Source organism: Streptomyces sp. AcH 505, from assembly GCF_000818175.1.
GTDB lineage: Bacteria > Actinomycetota > Actinomycetes > Streptomycetales > Streptomycetaceae > Streptomyces.
This window is the reverse complement of the sequence record NZ_JTIY01000001.1, coordinates 5,728,860-5,751,496: the sequence shown is the minus strand read 5'-3', so window position 1 is coordinate 5,751,496 and position 22,637 is coordinate 5,728,860. Positions and strand designations below refer to the sequence as shown.

Annotated in this window: 17 protein-coding genes and 1 tRNA gene; 12 read left to right on the top strand and 6 right to left on the bottom strand. The window is 71.2% G+C overall.

The window, feature by feature from the left end; translation table 11 throughout:
* The first annotated feature begins 119 nt into the window (after positions 1-119).
* Together HY68_RS25790 and HY68_RS25785 are read left to right on the top strand one after the other, a co-directional pair.
* The gene (locus HY68_RS25790; RefSeq protein WP_041992903.1) at positions 120-914 is read left to right on the top strand and encodes an N-formylglutamate amidohydrolase; all 795 of its coding nucleotides are present in this window, start codon (positions 120-122) and stop codon (positions 912-914) included.
* Between the two features lie 78 nt (positions 915-992).
* Positions 993-2,504, top strand: a complete 1,512-nt coding sequence (locus HY68_RS25785; protein ID WP_041992901.1) for a hypothetical protein — start codon at positions 993-995, stop codon at positions 2,502-2,504.
* On the opposite strand, the gene HY68_RS25780 is transcribed toward HY68_RS25785, so the two are convergent.
* The 3 genes from HY68_RS25780 to HY68_RS25770 are packed head-to-tail and all read right to left on the bottom strand — an operon-like array spanning position 2,488 to position 5,237.
* Positions 2,488-3,516 carry an ABC transporter substrate-binding protein gene (locus HY68_RS25780; RefSeq protein ID WP_041992899.1) on the bottom strand — a complete coding sequence of 343 codons (1,029 nt, stop codon included), beginning with the start codon at positions 3,514-3,516 and terminating at the stop codon, positions 2,488-2,490. The genes HY68_RS25785 and HY68_RS25780 overlap by 17 nt on opposite strands.
* A 43-nt stretch (positions 3,517-3,559) precedes the next feature.
* A complete protein-coding gene (locus tag HY68_RS25775; protein ID WP_041992897.1) occupies positions 3,560-4,432 on the bottom strand; it encodes an ABC transporter permease in 873 nt (290 codons plus the stop codon).
* The gene (locus tag HY68_RS25770) at positions 4,422-5,237 is read right to left on the bottom strand and encodes an ABC transporter ATP-binding protein (RefSeq protein WP_041992894.1); all 816 of its coding nucleotides are present in this window, start codon (positions 5,235-5,237) and stop codon (positions 4,422-4,424) included. Before HY68_RS25770 ends, HY68_RS25775 begins: the two co-directional genes overlap by 11 nt.
* A gap of 250 nt (positions 5,238-5,487) precedes the next feature.
* Here HY68_RS25770 and HY68_RS25765 point away from each other — a divergent pair, with 250 nt between their 5' ends.
* The 7 genes from HY68_RS25765 (at position 5,488) to pgm (ending at position 13,899) form a co-directional block, all read left to right on the top strand.
* Positions 5,488-7,113 carry a sensor histidine kinase gene (locus HY68_RS25765; RefSeq protein WP_041992891.1) on the top strand — a complete coding sequence of 542 codons (1,626 nt, stop codon included), beginning with the start codon at positions 5,488-5,490 and terminating at the stop codon, positions 7,111-7,113.
* A complete protein-coding gene (locus HY68_RS25760; protein ID WP_041992888.1) occupies positions 7,110-7,802 on the top strand; it encodes a response regulator in 693 nt (230 codons plus the stop codon). Before HY68_RS25765 ends, HY68_RS25760 begins: the two co-directional genes overlap by 4 nt.
* 90 nt (positions 7,803-7,892) lie before the next feature.
* Positions 7,893-8,678, top strand: a complete 786-nt coding sequence (locus HY68_RS25755) for an SAM-dependent methyltransferase (RefSeq protein ID WP_041992885.1) — start codon at positions 7,893-7,895, stop codon at positions 8,676-8,678.
* Positions 8,679-8,897: 219 nt separating this feature from the next.
* Positions 8,898-9,680 carry an SGNH/GDSL hydrolase family protein gene (locus tag HY68_RS25750; RefSeq protein WP_328584089.1) on the top strand — a complete coding sequence of 261 codons (783 nt, stop codon included), beginning with the start codon at positions 8,898-8,900 and terminating at the stop codon, positions 9,678-9,680.
* A 127-nt stretch (positions 9,681-9,807) separates the two neighbouring features.
* Positions 9,808-9,879 (top strand) — tRNA-His (locus HY68_RS25745).
* Between the two features lie 2 nt (positions 9,880-9,881).
* A complete protein-coding gene (locus HY68_RS25740) occupies positions 9,882-12,149 on the top strand; it encodes a hypothetical protein (RefSeq protein WP_041992882.1) in 2,268 nt (755 codons plus the stop codon).
* A gap of 109 nt (positions 12,150-12,258) precedes the next feature.
* Entirely contained in the window at positions 12,259-13,899 is a 1,641-nt protein-coding gene (pgm, locus tag HY68_RS25735; protein WP_041992880.1) for a phosphoglucomutase (alpha-D-glucose-1,6-bisphosphate-dependent), read from the top strand.
* Positions 13,900-13,964: 65 nt separating this feature from the next.
* Here pgm and HY68_RS25730 read toward each other — a convergent pair whose 3' ends face one another.
* Entirely contained in the window at positions 13,965-16,022 is a 2,058-nt protein-coding gene (locus HY68_RS25730; RefSeq protein WP_041992877.1) for a glycosyl hydrolase family 28-related protein, read from the bottom strand.
* A 222-nt stretch (positions 16,023-16,244) separates the two neighbouring features.
* Positions 16,245-18,536, bottom strand: coding sequence for an FUSC family protein (locus tag HY68_RS25725; RefSeq protein WP_041992874.1), 2,292 nt, complete (start codon positions 18,534-18,536; stop codon positions 16,245-16,247).
* A gap of 138 nt (positions 18,537-18,674) precedes the next feature.
* Here HY68_RS25725 and HY68_RS25720 point away from each other — a divergent pair, with 138 nt between their 5' ends.
* On the top strand, positions 18,675-19,094 hold the full coding sequence (locus tag HY68_RS25720) for a TOBE domain-containing protein (protein WP_041992871.1): 420 nt from the start codon (positions 18,675-18,677) through the stop codon (positions 19,092-19,094).
* Between the two features lie 66 nt (positions 19,095-19,160).
* Here the strand turns inward: HY68_RS25720 and HY68_RS25715 are convergent, their stop codons facing one another.
* Positions 19,161-20,633, bottom strand: a complete 1,473-nt coding sequence (locus tag HY68_RS25715) for a hypothetical protein (protein ID WP_157874392.1) — start codon at positions 20,631-20,633, stop codon at positions 19,161-19,163.
* Between the two features lie 186 nt (positions 20,634-20,819).
* Between HY68_RS25715 and HY68_RS25710 the strand changes: the two genes are divergently transcribed.
* Positions 20,820-22,121, top strand: a complete 1,302-nt coding sequence (locus HY68_RS25710) for a molybdopterin-dependent oxidoreductase (protein WP_041992864.1) — start codon at positions 20,820-20,822, stop codon at positions 22,119-22,121.
* Positions 22,109-22,636, top strand: coding sequence for a hypothetical protein (locus HY68_RS25705; RefSeq protein WP_041992861.1), 528 nt, complete (start codon positions 22,109-22,111; stop codon positions 22,634-22,636). Before HY68_RS25710 ends, HY68_RS25705 begins: the two co-directional genes overlap by 13 nt.
* The last annotated feature ends 1 nt before the right edge of the window (position 22,637 follow it).

Below are 22,637 nucleotides of genomic sequence, written 5' to 3'. Positions count from 1 at the left end.
CCGCTGAGCCGGTCACCCGCAGAATCGTGGGTGAAACTATCACGCCGCCCGGACCCCAACCAGGACTTGTCCGATCTTCCTGGCACCGGCCGGGGCCCACTGTTCCGCTACGGAGGACGATGAACGACGACGCGCGGTTCTGCCAGCTCATTCCCGGCGCCGACGACTCTCCCGTACTGCTGCACGTCCCGCACTCGGCGCGCACCGTGCCCGGTCCGGTGCGGGCGGACATCGTGCTCGACGACGCGGCGCTGGAGCGGGAACTCGACCATCTCACCGACGCGCACACCGCCCGCATCGCGGAGCTGGCCGCAGCCGCGGCTCCCCTGCGGCCGTGGCGGTTCGTCAACGGGCTGTCCCGGCTGGTCGTGGACCCCGAGCGGTTCCCCGACGAGCGGGAGGAGATGCGGGCGGTCGGCATGGGCGCCGTCTACACGCACACCGCGCACCGCGAGCGGCTGCGCGGGCCCGAGGTGCCGCACGGGCCGCTGATCGAGCGCTACTTCCGGCCGTACGCCGCAGCGATGGAGGCGGCCGTGGCCGGCCGGCTGGCGGCCACCGGACGGGCCGTCGTCATCGACGTCCACTCGTACCCGACCGCGCCGCTCCCCTACGAGCTGCACGGCGCGGGACCCCGGCCCCCGGTCTGTCTGGGGACGGACGGCTTCCACACCCCGGCCACGCTGCTGGGCCACGCCGAGCGGGTGTTCGCCCGGTTCGGCGGGACGGGCATCGACCGTCCCTTCGCCGGCACATATGTGCCGCTGGCGTACTACGGCGTGAGCCCGGAGGTCAGCGCGCTGATGATCGAGATCCGGCGGGATCTGTACATGACCGAGCCGGGCGGCCCTGCGGGGCCAGGACTGGACGCGCTCGCGGCAGCGCTGGCCGAACTCGTCGCGGCCGTCGGGTGATTCGCGGGCGGCTCCCTGACGCGCGGTGGCAGGGGGCCGGTTGACAGGCCGGGCGGCGCCGCGCCAGAGTCCCGGCCAATGGAGATCCCCCATCTGACGCCGGCCGAGCGGCGTGTGTGGCGCGCCTTCCCGAGCGGCGCGGCCGTCGACTTCCGTACCTCACCGGACGACGACCCGGCGTCCGGGGGCAGTTGGGGCCCCGAGCGGTCGTTGCGGGGCGACGTCCTGCGGGCCCTGCTGCTGGACGACCGCCGGGCGGACGGCGAGGTCGCCGCGCTGCGGATCACCGGCGCGCGGATCACCGGGACCTGGGCGCCGCGCTACGCGGCGGCCACCTGCGCGATCCGGCTCATGGAGTGCTTCTTCGACGCCGCGCCCCAGCTGTACGGCGCCGAGGTCCGCCAGCTCAATCTCAGCGGTTCGGTGCTCCCCGGGCTCACCGCCGCCACCCTGCGCGTGGACGGTGTGCTGCGGCTGACGGGCTGCCGGATCAGCGGCCCGGTCCGGCTCGGCGGGGCGCGTGTGTCGGGTGCGATCTTCCTCGACGGCGCCGTACTGACCCGGCCCGCGCCGCCGGAGGGCGACAGCAGCGGGCCGGACAGCGGGGCGAGCGGGCAGGACGAGCCGCTGCTGGCGCTCAACCAGGCGAGCTGCGGGGACGATCTGTGGGCGCCGGGGCTCAAGGCGTCCGGCGAGGTGCGGCTGGACGGCGCGGTCGTGGCCGGTTCGGTGCGGCTCGACGACGCGGAGCTGGCGGAGCCGTCCGGTACCGCGCTGAGCGCCGAGACGCTCCAGGTGGGGGCCGATGTGCGCGCCATGCGGATACGGGTGCGGGGCCGGGTGAATCTGCGCGGGGCCAGGATCCCCGGCCAGCTCAACCTGGCCCACGCCCACCTGGCCAACCCGGGCGCGGTGGCGCTGCGGGCGAGCAGTTGCGTCATCGGCGAGCTGTGGCTGCGCGCGGCGGCCCCCGTCGAGGGCCTGGTCAATCTGCGCCGCTCCCAGCTCGACCTGCTGCACATCGCGCCGGACGTCTGGCCGGAGCGGGTCAGTCTGGACGGCCTCAGCTACGGCACCCTCGCCCCGCACGAGCCGGCGGCCCGCAGGCTGCCGGTGCTCGAACGCGATCTCGACGGCTATGTCCCCTACGCGTACGAGCAGTTGACCGCCTCGTACCGCAAGGTCGGCGACGACGCGGGGGCCCGTACGGTCCAGCTCGCCAAGCAGCGCAGACAGCGCGCCGGGCTCGCCTGGTACGCCGCGCTCTGGGGGCGGCTGCAGGACGTCACCGTCGGCTACGGCTTCCGTCCGATGCGCGCGGCGGCCTGGCTCGCCTCGCTGCTGCTCGTCGGGTCCGTGGTCTACGCGGTGCACCGTCCGCCGGCCCTGAAGCCGGCGGAGGCCCCGCACTTCAACCCGGTCTTCTACACGCTGGACCTGCTCCTGCCCGTCGTCGACTTCGGTCAGGAGCAGGCCTACGCGCCGGCCGGCTGGTACCAGGGCCTGTCGTACCTGCTCATCATCACCGGCTGGATCCTGGCCACCACGATCGCGGCCGGTGTGACGCGCTCGATCAGCCGGCCTTCTTGACGAATTCCGTGGTGAAGGTCTTCGAGACGTCCACGTCGAAGTTCTGCAGGTTCGGGTCGAACGCCTTCAGTACCCGCTTGACCGTCTCGGGGCCCTCGGCCGGCATCACGCCGTCCTTGGTGAACATCGGCAGGCTGTTCTTGATCGACTGCGCGTAGAGTGCCTTGCCGCCGCCCTGCGCGTAGTCGGCCGGCATCTTGGCCGCGATCTCCTCCGGGCTGTGGGAGGACATCCACGTGAGGGTCTTGACGAAGGCGTTGGCGAGCTTCTGCACCGTCTCCTTGTGGCCCTCGACCCAGTCGGTGTTCATGTAGAGGCTGGACGAGGGGTAGAGACCGCCGAGCGCGGCCTTGGAGCCCTCGGGGGTGCGCATGTCGATCAGCACCTTGCCGAGCTTCTTGTCGAGGATCGTCGAGACGGTGGGCTCCGTCGTCATCCCGCCCTGGATCGAGCCCTGTTGGAGCGCCGATATGAAGGTCTGTCCCGCGCCGACGGCGACGGGGGTGAACTCACTGACCTTCACGTCGCTGTTGACGGCCAGATACTTCGTCAGGAAGTCGGTCGAGGAGCCGAGTCCGGTCACCCCGAGCTTCTTGCCCTTGAAGTCCTTGGCCGAAGTGAGGTCGCCCGCCGCTTGGTTGGAGACGATCTCGACCTCGCCCGGGGCCTGGGAGAGCTGGACGACCGACTCCACCGCCTTGCCCTTGGCCTGGAGGTCCAGGGTGTGGTCGTAGAAGCCGACGGTGCCCTGTACGTCACCGGAGATCAGCGCGGTCTCGGCCTGCACACCGGCCGGTTCGGTCAGCAGCTCGACGTTGACGCCTTCGGACTTGAAGTACCCCAGCTGCTGGGTGAGCATCGCGGGCAGATAGATGACCTTGTCGAGACCGCCGACCATGATCTTGACCTTGCCGCCGTCGCCGCCGGAGCCCGAGTCACCGCCGCACGCGGTGAGGGTGGACAGGGCGAGTACGCCGGAGACGGCGAGCGCCGCGATCTTCGTTGTTCGCATGTGGTTCACGTCCTTGTGAGAGTGCGATGTGCGCGGGGAGGGGTCAGCGTTCGGCGCCGGCTTCGACCGGCTTCCAGCGGAAGAGGCGCTTCTCCAGGAAGGTCAGCAGGCCTTCGGCGAGCAGCGCGACGATCGCGAGGATCACCATGGCGGCGTACACACCGGCCGCGTTGAAGGTGCCCTGGGAGGCGGAGACCAGCAGGCCGAGGCCCTTGGTCGCGCCGATGTACTCCCCGACGATGGCGCCGATGAGGGCGAAGCCGAAGCTGACGTGGAGGCTGGTGAAGATCCATGAGGTGGCCGAGGGGATGACCACCTGGAGGGTGACCTGGCGGTTGCTCGCGCCGAGGATGCGGGAGTTGGCGACGAGGTTGCGGTCGACCTCCCTGGCGCCCTGGAAGGCGTTGAAGAAGACCGGGAAGAAGACGAGGACGACCGCCGACGCGACCTTCGACGCGGGGCCGAGGCCGAACCAGATCAGGAAGATCGGCGCGAGCACGATGCGCGGCAGCGCGTTGAGCACCTTGATGTAGGGGCCCATCACATCGGCGAGGAACCGGACCCGGCCGAGCGCGATGCCGAGCAGCACACCGGCGATCACACCGATGACCCAGCCGAGCAGCGCCTCGTAGAGCGTGTACCAGATCTGCTCCCACAGCGATCCCTGGGCGGTACCGTCGGTGGCCCAGGTGCTCATCTGCTGCCAGATCTTCGACGGCATCGAGAAGTTGAACGGGTCGATGACGGCGGTCCTGGCGAACCACTCCCACAGGCCGAGTACGGCGACGAGGAGCAGCACCCGGCTGCCCAGCACCAGATAGGAGCGGCGGCGGGCCGCCTGCGCCCTGGCCCGGGCGCGTTCGTTCTTCGGCGCCTGTTCGGCCGGCTGCGCGAGGGTGGTGGTCTCAGGCGACATCGGCGGCGCCCCTTTCCCTGGTGATGCGTACCTCTTCGCCGAGCGAGGACCAGATCTCCCGGTAGATCTCCAGGAACCTGGGCTCCATCCGGACCTCTTCGACCTTGCGCGGGCGCGGCAGGTCGATCTCGAAGACCTCCTTGACGGTCGCGGGGCCCGCCGTCATGATCACGACCTTGTCGGCGAGCGCGATGGACTCCTCCAGGTCGTGGGTGACGAAGACGACGGAGGCGCCGGTGCCGGCCCACAGCTCCAGCAGTTCGTCCGACATCAGGGCGCGGGTCTGCACGTCGAGGGCCGAGAACGGCTCGTCCATCAGCAGGATCTCGGGGTCGTTGACGAAGGTCGCGGCGAGTGCGACGCGTTTGCGCTGGCCGCCGGAGAGCTGGTGGGGGTAGCGGTCCTCAAAGGTGCTGAGCCCGACCCGGTCGAGCCAGGCGCGGGCCCGTTCCTTCGCCTCCGCCTTGGGCACGCCGCGGAAGCGCGGTCCCGCCATCACGTTGGACAGGACGGTGCGCCAGGGGAAGACGGCGTCCTGCTGAAAGACGAAGCCGACCTTGTCGCCGATGCCGGTGACGGACTCGCCGCCGACCAGCACTTCGCCCTCCGTGGGCTCGTCGAGGCCGCTGACCAGGGTCAGGGTCGTCGACTTGCCGCATCCGGTGGGGCCGACGACGGCGACGAACTCACCGCGGCCGACCGTCAGGTCCAGATCCCGTACGGCGGTGTGGAGCGCACCTGACGGGGTCCGGAACGCTTTGCTCGCCCCCCGCAGCTCGATGGCGGGGCTCGTTTGGCTGTTCATGGGCCGGGACGCTAGGTGTGGTCCCCGCCACAGCGGCAGCCTTGTGGTCACAACTCCGGTTTCTGCTCACAAGCCGCTGTTCTGCTCGTTGCGCTCCTGTTCTGCTCGTTCTGCTCGCGTTGTCACAACGAAACCGCTACGAGGGGTGGGCAGTGGGGCCGTGGGCGCTTACGGTGCGTTCGCGACGTAGTTAACCGGATGAATCTGTTCCGCAAAGGCGCGGAAGACCGGCGGAAGGCGGGAGAGCCGTATGCGCATCCGTTGGCCCCGCCGGGTCTTCGCCCAGGTGCTCCTGGTGCAGCTGGCCATCACCACCGGTGTGATCATGCTCGCCATCGGTCTGTTCTTCGCCCCGCTCTCCTCCCAGCTGGACGACCAGTCGATGCGCCAGGCGCTGTCCATCGCCCAGACCACGGCGGCCGAGCCGGGTCTCGCCCGGCTGCTGACCACCACACCGCCCAGTGCGAGCGGACCCGTCCAGGCGGAGGCCGACCGGATCAGACGGGCCACCGGCGCCCTCTACATCGTGGTGATGGACAACCGCGGTGTCCGCTGGTCGCACACCGAGACCGGGCGGATCGGCGAACATGTGTCGACCGACCCGGGTGGCGCCCTGGCGGGCGACGAGGTGATGGGCATCGACCGCGGCACCCTCGGCCGCTCGGCCCGTGGCAAGGTGCCGCTGCGCGACGACCACGGCAGGATCGTGGGCGCCGTGTCGGTCGGCATCGCCTACGACAGTGTGCGCGACCGGCTGATGAGCGCCGTGCGGGGGCTGCTGCTGTACGCGGGCGCCGCGCTCGCGGTCGGCGCGCTCGCCGCTTACGGGGTGTCGCGCCGGCTCCAACGGCGCACCCACGGGCTGGCCTTCGCCGACATCTCCGCGCTGCTGGACGAGCGTGAGGCGATGCTGCACGGGATCAGGGAGGGGGTGGTCGCCCTCGACCGGCACGGCAGGATCCGGCTGGTAAACGACGAGGCGCAGCGGCTGCTCGGGCTCGGTCCGGACGCTGCGGGGCGCGGTGTGGACGAGGTGCTGCTGCCGGGCCGTACCACCGACGTACTGGCGGGCCGGGTCGACGGCGCCGATCTGCTGACGGTGAGCGGCGGGCGCGTCCTGGTGGCCAACCGGATGCCGACCGGCGACGGGGGCGCGGTGGCGACGCTGCGGGACCGTACCGAACTGGAGCAGCTGGGCCGCGAGCTGGACAGTACGCACGGGCTCCTCGACGCGCTGCGGGCGCAGGACCACGAGCACGCGAACCGGCTGCACACCCTGCTGGGCCTGCTGGAGCTGGGGATGCACGACGAGGCGGCCGAGTTCGTCGCCGAGGTCGCCGAGGCGCACCGCTCGTCGGCCGAGCAGTTCTCGGAGCGGGTCCACGACCCGCTGCTGGCGGCGCTGTTGGTGGGCAAGGCCGCCATCGCCGCCGAGCGCGGGGTCTCGCTGCGGATCTCCGCCGCCACGCTCCTGCCCGACGAGGTGGTCGACCCGCGCGATGTGGTGACGGTGCTGGGCAATCTCGTCGACAACGCGCTGGACGCGGCGACCTCCGTCGAGGTGGAGCTGCGGGCCGAGGGCACCACGGTGGTGCTGCGGGTCAGCGACAACGGGCCCGGCGTGCCGCCCGCGATGCGGGAGCAGATCTTCACCGAGGGCTGGTCGACCAAACAGTCCCCCGCCCACCGCGGCCGCGGTCTGGGGCTGGCGCTGGTGCGCAGGCTCGCCGAGCGGTACGGCGGGATGGCCCGGGTCACCGCGCGGGCCGGCGGCGGCGCGGTGTTCACCGTCGTACTGCCGGAGGCGCTGGCAGCGCCGCTCACCGCATCAGCCGCCGGCCTGGGGGCCGGCGCCGGCTCAGGAGTGTCACGATGATCGACGTACTGGTCGTGGACGACGACTTCCGGGTGGCGGAGATCAACGCCGCCTATGTGGCGAAGATCCCCGGCTTCCGGGTCGCGGCCCGCGCGCACACGGCGGCCCAGGCGCTGGCGACGCTGGAGCGCCACCACATCGATCTCGTCCTGCTCGACCACTATCTGCCCGACGAGACGGGGCTGACCGTGGTGCGCAGGATGCGCCAGCTCGGCCATCACGCGGACGTGATCATGGTGACGGCGGCGCGCGACGTCGCGACCGTACAGGCGGCGATGCGCTACGGGGCCGTGCAGTACCTGGTCAAGCCGTTCAGCTTCGGCGGTCTGCGGGCGAAGCTCGACGGCTACGCGGCGCTGCGCCGCACCCTGGAGGCGGTGGGGGGCCGCGGTGAGGCCGGGCAGGAGCAGGTCGACCGGATTTTTGGGGCGCTGAGACCCGCCGACGCGTCACCCGCCGGGCTGCCCAAGGGGCATTCGGCGCCGACCAGTGAACTCGTCCGCAAGGTGCTGACCGAGGCGGCGGCGCCGCTCTCCGCCCACGAGGTCGCCGAGCGGGCCGGCATCAGCCGCTCAACGGCACAGCGCTATCTGAAGTATCTGGAGCAGGCGGGACGGATCCGCCTCACCCTCAAGTACGGGGACACGGGCCGGCCCGAGCACCGCTACGCGTGGGCGGCCGCGCACTGAGCGCACGGCCCAACGGACCTGCGGGCGAGCCGTGTTGAGGCCGTCGCCTGCTGTGGCAGACTGCCGTGACGCCGACCGATCGGAGCCGCCATGACCACCGGTACGCCCAAGCCCCAGGTCGACACGAGCAGGCCGCACCCGGCCCGTGTCTACGACTACCTGCTGGGCGGCAAGGACAACTACCAGGTCGACAGGGTCGTGGGCGAGCAGCTTCCCGAACTCGGCAAGGACAGTGCCCGGCAGAACCGCGCGTTCATGCACCGGGCCGTGGGCTGGCTCGCCGCCAACGGCGTCGACCAGTTCCTGGACATCGGTACCGGCATCCCGACCGAGCCCAATCTCCATCAGGTGGTGCAGCGGACGGTCCCGCGGGCCCGGGTCGTCTACACGGACAACGACCCGATCGTGCTGCGGCACGCGGAGGCGCTGCTCGTCGGTACGGCCGAGGGCGCGACCGACTACATCGAGGCCGATGTGCGCGACCCGGCGAAGATCCTCGACCACGCCCGCAAACTGCTGGACTTCGACCGGCCGATCGCGCTGTCCCTGATCGCGCTGATGCACTTCATCCCCGACGAGGACGACCCGTACGGCCTGGCAGGGACGCTGCTCGAGGCGCTGCCCTCGGGCAGCTATCTCGCCCTCTCGCACGGGACGTTCGACTTCAGCCCGGAGCTGAAGGAGAGCATCACGGGGACGTACGGCAAGGGCGGCATCGCGCTGCGGTTCCGCGCCCGCGACGAGGTGGCGCGGTTCTTCGACGGCCTCGACCTCGTCGAGCCGGGTCTGGTGACCGCCCACCGCTGGTACCGCGACACCCCGGAGCCGCCGGTCAGTGTGGACACCGTCTACGGCGGGGTGGCCAGGGTCCGTTGAGGTCGCGCGGGGCCTGATCGCAGACCGTGATCGCGGGTCCTGGTCGTGGGTCCTGGTCGCGGGGGCCCGATTGCCACCGTTCGTGCGCCATTGGACGGTCGTTTTACGGCCGACCCTGTCCCTTCCATTTCGCCGGATGTCGTCCGGTGGTAATTAATGCGGGGCCGCCAGTCCCCCCACTCCCCCCACCCGATGGCGGCCCGACGGAAGGGAACTGCCTTGCGCAGAACCGGATCTCGCCGTGTCACGTCCCTGTTCAGCGCCCTGGTGCTCGCCATGACCCTCGCGATCGTGGCACTGACCCAGGGCACGGCCACCGCCGCCGACTCCAACGGCGGCGTCAGAATCATGCCGCTCGGTGACTCGATAACCGACGGCTACACCCCCCTGCCCGGCGGCTACCGCATCGGCCTGTGGAACCGGCTGGCCGCCGGCGGCTACCAGGTCGACTTCGTCGGCTCACTCGCCAACGGCCCCGCCCAGCTGGGCGATCACGACCACGAGGGCCACTCGGGCTGGCGCATCGACCAGCTCGACGCGAACATCGTGAACTGGCTGAGCGCGAGCGACCCGCGCACGATCATGCTGCAGATCGGCACCAACGACATCAACCAGAACTACGACGTGGCGGGCGCCCCCGCACGGCTGTCGACGCTCATCGACCACATCCTCACCCAGAAGCCGCAGGTGCAGCTGTTCGTCGCCAAGATCACGCCGGAGAGCGGCGCGGCCCAGGAGGCGATGGTCCAGACGTACAACAACGCGCTGGCCGGCGTCGTCGCGACCAAGGGACCGCAGGTCCATGTCGTCGACCTGCACAGCGCGCTGACGACGGCCGACCTGGCCGACGGCGTCCATCCCAACCCGGGCGGCTACGAGAAGATGGCGGCCGTCTGGTACGACGCACTGCGCTCGGTCCCGTCGAGTCTGACCCCGCTCAACTCGGCGGCGGACAAGGGCCTGGTGAGCAAGCGAGCGCCGGAACTCGCGCTGCACGGCTGACATCTGGCGCCTGGCACCTGGCACCTGGCACCTGGCAGCACGGTCCGGCGGGGAGGCGCCGCGCCCCGCCGGACCGCACCAAATCCGTTGCGCGCGCGCCACGCCCGAACCTAGTGTTGATCGTCATCGGCGTGTAGCTCAGCAGGAGAGCACCGGGCTGTGGTCCCGGAGGGCGCGGGGGCGGAACCCGCCACGCCGGATATGAACGAGCAGCAGGAACCGCAGCCCACACCTGTCATCCACGGCGGATGGCCGACAGCCCAACTGGCCGGCGCCTTCACCACGGCGCTGACCGACGGCGACCCGGAAACCCGCCGGCGCGCCGAGCGGCGCGTCGAGCGCTGGCGCGCCGTGCTGAGCGGCATGGCCGACGGCACACTGACCGTCGGCTCCCGCACCCCGGTCGCCGGTCTGCCCGCCTGGGTCACCCCCGAGGTCGTACGGGGCGGCTTCGCCACCGGCGCCGCCGTCGCGGGCGGCCCGCTGCTCCCGTACGAGACCGAAGCGGCCCGGCGGGCCGGTGTCCCCGCCGACCGTGGAGCGCTGTTCACCCACCACCTCTCCGACCGGGGCCTGGCGGAGCTGACCGCGCTGCTCGACAGCGGCCGGTACGCGGTGGGTGTGCCGGAGGAGGCGGCGCTGCTCACCGTCGCCTGGCTGGTGCGGCACGGCGAAGTGGCCGAGGCACTGCGGCTGTTGGACGTCCTGGAACCCTTCGCCGGCCGGCTGCGCTTCACCCCCCGGCCCGCCGACGAGCCGGTCGACGTGGACGGGACGACGGCGTACCGCACCACGGTCGGGCAGGCCACGGCCACCCTCGCGCGGCGCACGCCCAACCGCGCCGTCGAGACGATGAACGAGGCGCTGACGGTGTGGAATCCGCTGGCGGACGAGTTCCTGGCGCTGTGGCTGCGGACCGCCGTCGCCGGCGAGGTGCTGGCGCACACCCCCGACGACGAGTGGCGCAGGCACGCGGAGGGCCTGCTCCAGCGCTACCGCGTGCTGGCCGCGACACACACCCTGTGCCGTAAGCACCTGCGGCCCAAGGAGAATCCGGCGATCCTGCGTGACGCGCTGGAGCGGACGGTCGCGGGCCAGGAGCTGGACCCGCGCCGACTCGGCCTGCTGCGCGCCGCCGTGACGAAGATGGTGGCCCGGCGCGGAGCGCCCGGTTCGGCGCACCACGGCGAACTGCGCGCCCGGCAGTCGGCCGACGCCGCGCTGCCCACCCATCACGCCCTGGCCCAGCTCGTCGTGCGCCGGATGTCCGGGCTTCCGCAGGACACCGGGACACCGCGGGCCGACCTGCTCGTCGGGCCGGTCGGCGACGAGGAGCAGGAGCTGACGGGAATCCCGGCCGGCACGGCGATCCCGGCCGCCCTCGCCCGTACCGTCACCTCGACGCTCAGCGCGCCCGTCGGCACGCTCATCGAGCGGGGCGTCGTGCCCTCCGCCGAGGTGCTGGCCGAGCTGGTGCCCCATCTGGTCGCCGCCGCGACGTCGCTCGCCTATCCGGACCCGGCGCTGCGCCGGCTGATGGCGGCGACGTACCGCGCCTTCCGCGACCGGCGTTCGCTGCTGCTGGTCGACCTGGCGCACCAGGTGCGGATCGAGGAGCTGCCCTGGGTACGGGCCGTAGCTGAGCAGCGCCGGGGCACGGGCCGGGCCGCGGACTCGGCCCGTACGGCGCTGGTGGAGCTGGCCGAGCTGACGCTGCAGGGCTTCCCGGCGACGATCCTGCCCAATCCGCTGATCAGTGAGTTCTCCGCGCTGGCCCGTGGTGCCGGGATGACCGAGCCGTTCGTGGAGGAGCTGGCCGCGGACATCTTCATGGGGACCTTCTCGCCGAAGTTCCTCGCGGCGGCGTGCGTCGCGGGCGAACTGCTCGCCGGCTCGGTCTACGAGCGCTACTACGGCATCGACTACCGGCGCCTCGCGGCGGACGACGTGCCCGGGTTCGCGAAGCTGTGTCACGAACGCGCGCGGATCCGTACGGGCCGGTCGGTCGCCGCCAACGGGATGGTGATCGAGCAGGCGCAGATCCTCACCACGCACAATCTGGCCACCCTCGCGGGTCCCGTCGGCGCTGTGCCCAGCCCCGGCTGGGACGATCTCGCGCGCCGGTCCTTCCGCTCCGTGATCCGGCTGGTCGCCCTGGCACATCAGCAGGCGCGGCCACTGGCGACGATCAAGGACGCGGCGTACGCCTGGCGGCAGACGGTGTTCCAGCTGTCGCAGTGCACGAGTGAGGGGCAGGCGGCGCTCGTCGACCACATCCTGGCGGAGACGGCGCAGCAGCCCGGACAGGTCCGGACGTCGCTCGACCCCGTCGCGCACGGGCTGTGGCTGGTGGTGATGGAGGGGGTCGCCTTCGGCCCTGACGGCACGGCGGACGGCGGCCGGGCCCGGCAGTTCCTGGGCTGGAGCGAGGAGCGGCACTGGATGCGGAGGGGGCTGCTCACGTACTGATCACGCGCGAACGCGGATGTCCTGTCCTTCTCCGGGCATGCCTGGCAGTGGGACAGCGCCGTCCCGGGGAAGATGAGCGCACGAGCAAACGATCTGGAGGAGTGGGCAGATGCCGCATGAGCGAGCGGGCCGGCCGGCCGAGCCGGGGGATCTCACCGATATCGCACGGCTGGTGACCGCGTACTACGCGCTGCACCCCGATCTGGACGACCCGGGGCAGCGGGTGGCGTTCGGCACGTCGGGCCACCGCGGGTCGTCGCTGAACACCGCGTTCAACGAGGACCACATCGCCGCCACCAGCCAGGCGATCTGTGAGTACCGGGCCGGCCAGGGCACCGACGGGCCGCTCTTCCTCGGCGCCGACACCCACGCGCTGTCCGAGCCGGCCAAGGTCACGGCCGTCGAGGTGTTCGCGGCGAACGAGGTGACGGTGCTGATCGACGCCGCCGACGGGTACACCCCCACCCCCGCGGTGTCGCTCGCGATCCTCACCCACAACCGGGGCCGTACGTCGGGGTTCGCTGACGGTGTGGTGGTGACGCCGTCGCACAACCCGCCGGGCGACGGGGGGTTCAAGTACAACCCGCCGAGCGGCGGCCCCGCCGGGTCGGAGGCGACCGGCTGGATCCAGGACCGGGCCAACGAGATCATCGCGGGCGGTCTGAAGGACGTACGGCGGGTGCCGTACACCAGGGCCCTGGCTGCGCCCACCACCGGGCGCCACGACTTCCTCGGCGCCTATGTGGCCGATCTGCCGAACGTGCTGGACCTGGAGGCGGTACGCGCCGCCGGCATCCGGATCGGCGCCGACCCGCTGGGCGGCGCGTCCGTCGGGTACTGGGGACGGATCGCCGAGGAGCACCGGCTCGATCTGACGGTGGTCAATCCGCTGGCCGATCCGACCTGGCGGTTCATGACGCTGGACTGGGACGGCAAGATCCGGATGGACTGCTCGTCGCCGTACGCGATGGCCTCGCTGATCGACAAGCGGGACCAGTACCAGATCGCCACCGGCAACGACGCGGACGCCGACCGGCACGGCATCGTCACGCCGGACGGCGGGCTGATGAACCCCAACCACTATCTGGCCACCGCCATCGGCTATCTCTACGCGCACCGCGAGCAGTGGCCGGCCGGCGCCGGGATCGGCAAGACGCTGGTGTCGTCGGGGATGATCGACCGGGTCGCGGGCGATCTGGGCCGACGGCTGGTCGAAGTGCCCGTCGGCTTCAAGTGGTTCGTGGACGGACTGGTGGACGGCTCGCTCGGCTTCGGCGGCGAGGAGTCGGCGGGGGCGTCGTTCCTGCGCAGGGACGGGTCGGTGTGGACCACCGACAAGGACGGCATCATCCTGGCGCTGCTCGCCTCGGAGATCCTGGCCGTCACCGGCAAGACGCCGTCCGAGCACTACGCGGAGCTGACCGGCCGGTTCGGCGAGCCCGCGTACGCCAGGATCGACGCGCCCGCCACCCGCGAGGAGAAGGCCGTCCTGGCCAAGCTCTCGCCCGAGCAGGTCACGGCCGACACCCTCGCGGGTGAGCCGGTCACGGCTGTGCTGACGGAGGCGCCGGGCAACGGCGCGGCGATCGGCGGGATCAAGGTGACGACGGACAGCGCGTGGTTCGCCGCCCGCCCCTCGGGCACCGAGGACGTCTACAAGGTCTACGCCGAGTCCTTCCAGGGCCCGGACCATCTGGCCAGGGTCCAGGAGGAGGCGAAGGCGGTCGTCGCTGCGGCGCTCGGCGGCTGACGTACAGGACGGCACGAAGGCCGGCCGGCTGCCCGTGATCGTACGGGCAGCCGGCCGGCCTGTTGTCACCAGGCGGTGGGCGCCGGTGGCGCGACGACCGGCGGGCGGTCGTCGCAGGTGATGGTGTTCGGCAGTTCCCACGCGGCGAACCAGGGGCCTGTGGTGCCGCCCCCGTCGTTGCCGCCGAGGTCGGTGAGCCCGAACTCCGAGCCCGCCGGCGTGAAGTGGAACGATCCGCAGTTGTTGACGCCGACGGCGCCGACGTTGCGGGCGTCCACGTTCTCGAAGGACGCGCCGCCCGCGACCCGGGCGCTGACCACGGAGGTGCCGGTGCCGTCGACCTTGATGTCCTTGAAGTGGACGTTGGTGATCGAGTACAGATCCTTCACCGGGAAGTCGCTGACCAGCATGATCGCGTTGTAGGTGTTGTCGAGGAAGTGGTCACCGACGACCTGGATGTCGGCGTCGATGTTCTTCTCCAGCGCGTAGAACCAGATGGCGCCGAGCCCGATGTTCCAGTTCAGCTCGAACGTGCCTGCCCGCACCGTGGTGTTGTCCGTGATCCACAGGTGGCCGGTGAACGCCTCGGCGCCGAACCGGGAGCCGACCTGGATCGCGCTGCCCTCCCGGATCGGGTCGGCGATCAGGTTGCCGGAGACGGTGTTGTCGGTGCCGCCGTAGATCGCGATGCCGTTGGCGAGCACCGGAGTCTGGACGGTGTTGTGGCTGAACGTGTTGCGCGCGTTCGCCGTCTTCTCCGACCACATCGCGAGGCCGTCGTCGCCGGAGTTACGGACGAAGTTGTCGGACACCACCGAATCGGTCACGCCGGTGTGGAAGTTGAGGCCGTCGGCGATCTGGTCGGTGATCACGTTGTTGGTGATCCTCAGATTCTTCATCGGGCCGTCGAACCACATGCCGACCTTGGTGTGGTGGATGTAGAGCCCGTCGATCGTCGAGTCGCTCAGCGCGCCGCCGATGCCGTTCACCTGGTCGGTGTCGATGCGCTCGCGTACGTCGCCCTCGATGGCGAAGCCGGACAGGTGGACATTCCTGCTGCCGCCCGCCGCCGCGTCCTTGCCGTAGAAACCGACCCCGGTGTGGGTCGAGCCGTCGGGGGCCGGGGTGGCGAGGGTGACCTGGCGGCCCTTGATGACGGTGTACCAGCTGCCCGCGCCCTCGATCGTCACGTCGTCCACGACGATGTGCCGGTTCACCTGATAGACGCCCGGCGGGATGTAGACCTTGAGGTGGCTGCGCCTGGCGAAGGCGACGGCCTTGTCGATCGCGTCGGCCGAGTCGCGCCTGCCGAGCGGATCGGCGCCGAACGCGAGCACGTTGGCCGCCAGGAGCCGCACGTGCGGGGCCCCGACGAGCTGCGAGTCGAGCAGGTCGACGACGGTCGAGGACGCCTTGCTCCCGGCGGGCACGGCGAGCCGCACCTTGTCCCCCGCGCGGTAGGTCCTGCCGAGCAGCAGACGCTGCTCGTCGTAGAAGTGGTTCGGCCGGAACGGCTTCTCGACCGTCGGGGTGGGTGTCGTCTCGGCGGGCACGCAGGCGCACTCGGTGATCCACTGATCGGGGTGCAGCAGCCCGGCGTTGGGGTCGTTGGAGAACGAGTACTGGTTGTACAGCCACGCGTACTGCGAGGTGAGCGTCATGGTGGACTTGTTCTTGCCGTTCACCGTGACATCGAGCGGCGCCGTGATGCCGCCGCCGTTCGGAGCGTCCGGGATGCTGTAGCGCACGGTGATCGCGTTGGCCGTGCTCGGCAGCGTGAACTCGACGTACTGACCGGGCGTCAGCTTGACCGCCTTACGCCCGGACGCCTCGGCGGGCAGGGTGTAGGCGGTGCGGCCGGGTCCGACGAGCGAGCCGTTCGTCACCGCGTTCTCCGCCTCCTGCTCGGCGAAGGGCACATCGGCGCCGCGCCCCGCGACGAGCGAGGGATCGAGCGCCGCGCGGGTCACCACCGGCCCGGCGGCGGCGCTGCCCGCGACGGCGGAACCGCCGGACAGCACCCCGAGACCGAGGGTGGCCGTGGTCAGCGCGGCGGCCACCGCCACCGCTCTTCGCAGCGGTCTGCCGGGCCGCTCGGCGGCTCTTCTGATGCTCCGTGACATCGGATGCTCTCGTTTCTGTCGGAACGGTGAACGACTGCGACACTCGCGGCGAAACGGGCGCCGGAGGGTGAGGTGACATTAGGACCCCCCACCTCGTTCCACAAGGTTCCGAACAGATATTTTCGTCGCCCTGGCGTATTGCTGCGACGGCCCATCAATTTCTTGCGGAAACTGCCTGCTTCGATGGCAAACTTTCCGCAACTGGGGGTCCCGGCACCGGAGTCAGGCGGCGGTCTTGCGCTCTTCGCGTCCGGCCACCGGCACGTCGAGGGTGCGGGCGACGGCGACCACGCCTTCGTCGAGGCGTTGCAGGTGGCGCAGCACCCGGTAGGTGACGGTGCCCGAGCGCAGGGCGGGAGCGGCGCCGTCCTCCAGCATCGCGGCGATGCTGGGCCCGGACTCGACCTTGCCGACGGCGGCCTCGGCGTCGTCGTCCCGTACGTACGCGATCGTCACGTCGATGTTGTGCGCGATACGGCGGCCGGCCCGCTCCAGCCGCGGGTCGGCGGCGACGCTCTTGCTGTACGGCACCAGCTCGGCGGTGGCCGCCAGCGAACGGGCGTGGTACGCGCAGGTCTCCAGCAGCGCCACCAGATAGCGCGCCGTCTGCCGGCGCACCCGCAGCGGGGTGATCGGATGCGTCAACGGCTGGGTGGAGCGGCGCAGATCGTCCAGCGCGGTGTCCAACTCGCGTGCCATGTCCAGCAGATCGACCGCGGGACCGCCGCTGAGCTGCGCCACGGCCGCGGCGGCGACGTCCCGCAACCGGCCCAGCACCTCGCGCAGTTGCTCGTCGGTGCGCAGGTCGGTGCGGACCGGGAGCACCAGTACGGCCGCGATGATCCCGCAGGCGGCGCCGAGCGCCGTCTCCTCGATCCGCAGCACGAGCACGGAGAGGCTGTAGGTGTTGAGGAGGGTGTAGAGCAGCCCGAGCATCGCCGTGACGAAGAAGGACATCAGCGCGTACGACAGCGGCGCGGTGAAGAACATCCCGAAGATGAAGAGCAGCACCAGGAAGAACGCCAGCCAGGTGTTGTTGCCGACGAGACCCGCGAGTCCGACACCCGCGACGACACCGAAGACGGTGCCGAGCACCCTGCGGTAGCCCTTGACCAGGATCTCACCGGTGGACGCGGTGTTGAGGAAGACCACCCAGCAGGTCAGCACCGCCCAGTACCAGCGCTGGCTGGACAGGAACTCACCGCCCACGATGGCCAGCATGGAGCCGACCGAGACCTGGAAAGCGGCCCGGGTGGTGCGCCGTTGCAGCCCGGTGCGCTGCTCCTCGGTCTCCTCGGGTTCGACGATCGCCAGGTCCTCCGCCTCGAACTCCTCGCGTGAGCGGACGGTCTCGGGCGAGTCGTCGGACTCGTCCTGCGGGCCGTCGAGGGCGAGGCGCAGTCCGAGTACGGCGCGCGCCGCCTCGCCCAGCGCGCGGAAGACGTCCTGCACGGCGGCCGGGGCCTGCGGCAGGTTCTCGCTCTCCCGGTAGCCGAGCAGCCGGTTGCGCACATGGACCAGGGCAGTGCCCCGGTCGGCCGGGGCCAGTCTGCTGACCAGCAGGTGCAGCGCGTTGAGGTCCCTGCGCAGCAGGACGGTGGCCTCGTCGTCCTGCGTGTGGTCGTCCTTGTCCCTGCCGATCCGCGCCCAGGGGGCCTGGAGCGGCAGAGGCGCGTGCGGCAGGTGCATGGTGAGGGTGTCGGCGCCGTTGGTGCTGCGGGAGTTGAGCAGCAGCATGCCGAGCCGTTCGGCGGCGATCTCGGCGTCGGCGACGCGGCGCTGCACCAGTGCGGCGGTCGTGGCGTCGCGGGTCCCGTCGTCGAGCCTGCCCTGGATCATCAGGGCCGCGTCGTGCAGCCGGGCCGTGCGCCGCCGCAGCTCGTCGAGGACCTTGTCCAGCTGGTCGGGTGCGGCGTCCAGCAGTTCGACCTGGGTCGCGGTCAGCTGGGCGAGCCGCGCCCGGAACGCCTGGCGCAGCCGGCGCAGGGTGCGTTCGGGGGTCTCGGGCACGACGGCGAACCGGACGATCGCGCTGCACACGAAGGCGATGAGCAGCGTCAGGGCGAGCTGGGCCAGGCTGCCGACGGTGGCCTGCACGAACAGCGAGACGAAGTAGATCTGGAAGCCGATCAGACCGAGCGCGGTGCCCCGGTCGCCGAACCGCCGGGAGTAGACGGCGCCGAAGATCAGCAGGATGAAGAACGCGTCCCCCGCGACGACCCGGGTGTTGAGCAGCGCGCCCAGGGACATCGCGGCGACGGCGACGGGCAGGGCGCAGGCGAGGGTGACGGCCTGGCCCCTGACCGTCTTCTCCCGGATGGCGAAGGTGGAGACCATGGCGGCCATGGCGCCGGCCACCAGATGCGGGACCGGGGTGTGCATCAGCGCGAGGATCAGCAGCGTGAGTGCGATCGCGCCGACCGTGCGCAGCCCGGCCATCAGCCGCAGGAGTCCGGGGTCCGATGCCACGAAGCGGTCCCAGGTGCCGGTCCTCTTCCGCCGTTTCGCTGCCATCGCGCTGCCGTACGCTCCTCACTCCTGCCATGATCCGGACAGCCCCAGCATGGCACGGGTGGTTACGGCGCTTCCGGCCCACCGGGTGAAATACTGACATTCCCCCCACCCGCTTCTCCGACTGCGAGGCGCCACCCGATGAATCTGAGCATCCGTAACCAGCTCGCCGGCACCGTCAGCTCCGTCACCCCCGGCGAGGTCATGGCGGCCGTCAAGATCCGGCTGACCGGCGGACAGGAGATCACGGCGGCGATCACCCTGGAGGCGGTACGGGAGTTGGGCATCGCCGCGGGCACGGCCGTCAACGCCCTGGTCAAGTCGACGGAGGTGGCACTGGCGACCGGGGTGGTGGAGGGCGTCAGCATCCGCAACCAGCTGCCCGGCACGGTCACCGGCATCAAGGCGGGCGACGCCATGGCCAGTGTGAAGATCACCGTGCCCGGCGGCGAACTCACCTCGGCCGTCACGGAGGAGGCCGTGACCGATCTGGGGCTCGTCACCGGATCGACGGTGGTGGCGCTCATCAAGTCCACCGAGGTCTCGCTGGCGACCGTCTGAGCCGGGGCCGGTCCGAGCCGGGGCCGGTCCGAGCCGCCGGTTCCCCGCCGGCGCCGCCGGGATGTCCTACTGGGCGTAGAGGAAACGCTGTCCGTCGTCGGTCTGCCGCACGACGACGATGCTGCCGTGCATGTGCCCGCCCTTGAGGGTCAGCCGGTTGTCCTCAAGGGTGAAGTTCCCGTTGTCCGGGTCGAGCGGCAGGGCGTAGTAGTCCTTGTCCTTCACCCGCGTCTCGGCGACGGTCACCTTGTCGAGGCGTACGGCGCCGCTGCCCGGGTTGAAGGTCGCGCCCGCCCCGGTGGTGATGGTCACGGGGAGTTGCCTGGTCGTATAGAAGCCCGTGCCGCTCATGCTGCCGGTCACCGAATCGGCGGGGAGCAGCAACACCAGCTTCTTCTTGTCCTGGAGCCCGGCCACGAACGGCTCGATGACCGGGGCGAGTTGCCGGTTGGTCCGGGCGATGGACCGGGTGATGCCGTCGGTCACGTCCTTGGGGGCCTCCTGCGGGCCGGCCGGGGTGACGCCGCGCAGCAGTTCGGCCAGCGGTGTGGTCGCCTTCGTGGTGAGGGTCTTCTTCACGTCGCGGCCCGCCGCGTCGGCGTTGAGCAGGGCCGCCGTGCCGATGGCGTACGGCTCGACCCCCTTGGCCGCGACCTTCATCGGCTTGAGTGTCCGGGCGAGCCGGGCCCGTATCTGCGCGGGGTCGTCAGGATCCCGGACGGCCGCCATGGCGAGCGCCGACTGCTGGACGTACTCGGCCGTGCCCTCCAGCAGGTCGACGGACGCCTGGCCCTTGGCCTCAGCGGGGAAGCCGTCCGTCCACCGCTGGTTCCAGTACGCGGCCCGCGCCAGATGCGCGGCCCGCCGGGCCGGGTCCCGCAGCCCCAGCAGCAGGCTGTTGTAGACCATCGCCCGGTCGATACGGGGATCGGCGCGCAGGGGGTACTCCTCGGCCCTGCCCGCGCCGCCGGACGCGTTGTCCAGCTGGATCAGCGAGTGCCAGGGCGCCGCGCTGTCGTACTGGACGTCGGGGTGGAACTGCTCGTGGGTCGCGAGCCCGAACGTGTAGCCGGCCGCGTCGGGGCTGGTCATGCCGAGGGGGTCCTTCGCCGGCGCTGCGGCGCCCGCGCCCTCCGGCGGCCGTACCACGATCGATTTCCTGCCCTTCCAGGTGATCGCCTCGAAGCCGCCGGGCCGGGGGACGCCGATGTTGTGCTTCTTCAGCTCGTCCAGGGAGATCGAGCCGCCCGAGCGGGCGTCCAGCAGATAGGCGCACCGCCCGTCCGTCACGATCACACTGTGTTTGCTGAAATCCGCCCCCGGCCAGATGCGGCCCAGCCGCGGCCACACGATCGCGACGTCCCTGCGCACCGACGACGAGAGCTGCCAGGTCGATCCGCCGGCCGAGGGCCTGGCGGCGGCCGAGGCCACGTCGACGACCGGCCTCGGCAGCGCGTTCGTACACGCCGAGAGCCCCAGCACCCCGACGAGGACGCCGCCGACACTGCCGCATATAACAGCTCCTGACCTGCGGGGCATGGATAACCAGCTCCTCGGGGTGCGGGGCGGACGGCGTAAGCCCACCGTCCCCTCGCGCGGCGCCCGCCGCCGCTCCGCGCCGACCATTCGGGTGACGTCCGGCGCCGTCCCCGCCTGGCTGACGTCAGCGTTTCGTCACGAGTCGCAGCGGCTCCGCGGGGGGTCGCCGACCCTACGGTCTCAGTCATGAACGTCCGCTCCCGCCTCCCGTCCCCCGGTTCCGTCCGGCCCGACACCTTCTGGCGCAGCCCGCTGCGCGGCCCATGGCTGACGTCCGTGTTCGGCGCCGTGCTGCTCGTGGGCATCCCCGTGCTGTTCCTGACCGGGCTCGTGTCGTACGCGGCGTACAACCCCGATCTGTCTGCCGTCAACGACAAGACGCCGGACAAGGGGCTGCTCGGGTTCTACCTCTTCAGCTGGCCGACCGACCCGTACTGGCTGTACCGCGTCACCCAGGGCGTGCATGTGACGCTCGGGATCGTGCTGGTGCCGGTGCTGCTCGCCAAGCTCTGGTCGGTCGTGCCGAAGCTGTTCACCCTGCCGCCGGTACGCTCCGTCGGGCACGCGCTTGACCGGCTCTCCCTGCTGCTGCTCGTCGGCGGCGGGCTGTTCGAGTTCGTCACCGGTGTGCTCAACATCCAGCTGGACTATCTCTTCCCCGGCTCGTTCTACCCGCTGCACTTCTACGGCGCCTGGGTGTTCTTCGGCGCGGTCGTCGCGCATGTGGTGATCCGGCTGCCGCGTACCGTACGGGCGCTGCGCAGCCGCGACTTCCGGGCCGAGCTGCGCACGCCGGTGGCCAGGACCAGGCCCGAGCCGGCCGACGACAGCGGTCTGGTGGCCCCCGACCCCGCACCGCCGACCATGTCGCGGCGCGGCGCGCTCGGGCTGGTGGGGCTCGGCTCCGTGGTGCTGTTCGTGGTGACGGCCGGGCAGTCCATCGGCGGGAGCCTGCGCGGGACGGCGCTGCTCGCACCGCACGGCCGGCAGCCGGGCAGCGGCCCGAACGGGTTCCCCGTCAACAAGACGGCGGCCCTCGCGCACATCAGGGAACGGGACGTGGGCCCCGACTGGCGGCTGGTCGTACGGGGCGGCGGCCGGCGGGTCTCGCTCACACTGGCGCAGGTGCGGGAGCTGCCGCAGCACCGCTCGTCGCTGCCCATCGCGTGTGTCGAGGGCTGGTCGACGGAGAACCAGCACTGGGAGGGGGTCAGGCTCGTCGATCTCGCGGGACTGGTGGGGCTCGGCGACGACCCGCCCGGGGTGTTCGTCGAGTCGGCGCAACTGCACGGTTCCTTCCGTGCCGTGGCCCTGCGCGACAACCAAGTACGCGACACGCGCTCGCTGCTGGCGCTGCGGGTCAACGGCGCCGCGCTCTCCGCCGACCACGGCAGTCCGGCGCGGATCATCGTGCCGGGCGCTCCCGGTGTGATGAACACCAAGTGGGTCAGGCAGTTGAGCTTCGGGGAGACGACATGGCCGGTGTGACACGACGCGACAGCTCGTCCGCCGGGCGCTTCCGGCGGCTGTACGGCGAGTCGCCGCTGCATCTGCTCATCCTGCTCGCCTCGTTCGCGCTGTGCGGTTACGCGGCGGTCCGGCTGCTGGCCGACCGATGGCTCGCCGTCGCGATCTGGTTCGTGGCCTGCGCCGTCCTGCACGATCTGGTGCTGGTGCCGCTGTACGGCGTCCTCGACCGGCTCGGCCGGCGCCCCTTCGCGGGACGTGGTGGTGTCCACCGCGACGGTGTCAACTATGTGCGTGTGCCGGGCTTTCTGTCCCTGCTGCTGTTGCTGGTGTACTGGCCGTTGGTGCTGCGGAACTCGGCCGGCTACACCCCCGCGACCGGTCTGTCGGCCGACGTGTACCTCGGCCGCTGGCTGCTCGTCACCGCCGCGCTGTTCGTGCTGTCGGCGCTGTGGTTCGTCGGACGGGGACTGTTCGGAGGCGGGCCGGTCGAACGGGCGTCCCACCGGCCGCCGGACGATCTTACGGACCGGTGAC

Excerpts from the sequence above, each read along its gene's own strand:
- HY68_RS25790 (WP_041992903.1), top strand. The coding sequence starts at position 120 with ATGAACGACGACGCGCGGTTCTGCCAGCTCATTCCCGGCGCCGACGAC.
- HY68_RS25785 (WP_041992901.1), top strand. The coding sequence starts at position 993 with ATGGAGATCCCCCATCTGACGCCGGCCGAGCGGCGTGTGTGGCGCGCC.
- HY68_RS25780 (WP_041992899.1), bottom strand. The coding sequence starts at position 3,516 with ATGCGAACAACGAAGATCGCGGCGCTCGCCGTCTCCGGCGTACTCGCC.
- HY68_RS25775 (WP_041992897.1), bottom strand. The coding sequence starts at position 4,432 with ATGTCGCCTGAGACCACCACCCTCGCGCAGCCGGCCGAACAGGCGCCG.
- HY68_RS25770 (WP_041992894.1), bottom strand. The coding sequence starts at position 5,237 with ATGAACAGCCAAACGAGCCCCGCCATCGAGCTGCGGGGGGCGAGCAAA.
- HY68_RS25765 (WP_041992891.1), top strand. The coding sequence starts at position 5,488 with ATGCGCATCCGTTGGCCCCGCCGGGTCTTCGCCCAGGTGCTCCTGGTG.
- HY68_RS25760 (WP_041992888.1), top strand. The coding sequence starts at position 7,110 with ATGATCGACGTACTGGTCGTGGACGACGACTTCCGGGTGGCGGAGATC.
- HY68_RS25755 (WP_041992885.1), top strand. The coding sequence starts at position 7,893 with ATGACCACCGGTACGCCCAAGCCCCAGGTCGACACGAGCAGGCCGCAC.
- HY68_RS25740 (WP_041992882.1), top strand. The coding sequence starts at position 9,882 with ATGAACGAGCAGCAGGAACCGCAGCCCACACCTGTCATCCACGGCGGA.
- pgm (WP_041992880.1), top strand. The coding sequence starts at position 12,259 with ATGCCGCATGAGCGAGCGGGCCGGCCGGCCGAGCCGGGGGATCTCACC.
- HY68_RS25730 (WP_041992877.1), bottom strand. The coding sequence starts at position 16,022 with ATGTCACGGAGCATCAGAAGAGCCGCCGAGCGGCCCGGCAGACCGCTG.
- HY68_RS25725 (WP_041992874.1), bottom strand. The coding sequence starts at position 18,536 with ATGGCAGCGAAACGGCGGAAGAGGACCGGCACCTGGGACCGCTTCGTG.
- HY68_RS25720 (WP_041992871.1), top strand. The coding sequence starts at position 18,675 with ATGAATCTGAGCATCCGTAACCAGCTCGCCGGCACCGTCAGCTCCGTC.
- HY68_RS25715 (WP_157874392.1), bottom strand. The coding sequence starts at position 20,633 with ATGCCCCGCAGGTCAGGAGCTGTTATATGCGGCAGTGTCGGCGGCGTC.
- HY68_RS25710 (WP_041992864.1), top strand. The coding sequence starts at position 20,820 with ATGAACGTCCGCTCCCGCCTCCCGTCCCCCGGTTCCGTCCGGCCCGAC.
- HY68_RS25705 (WP_041992861.1), top strand. The coding sequence starts at position 22,109 with ATGGCCGGTGTGACACGACGCGACAGCTCGTCCGCCGGGCGCTTCCGG.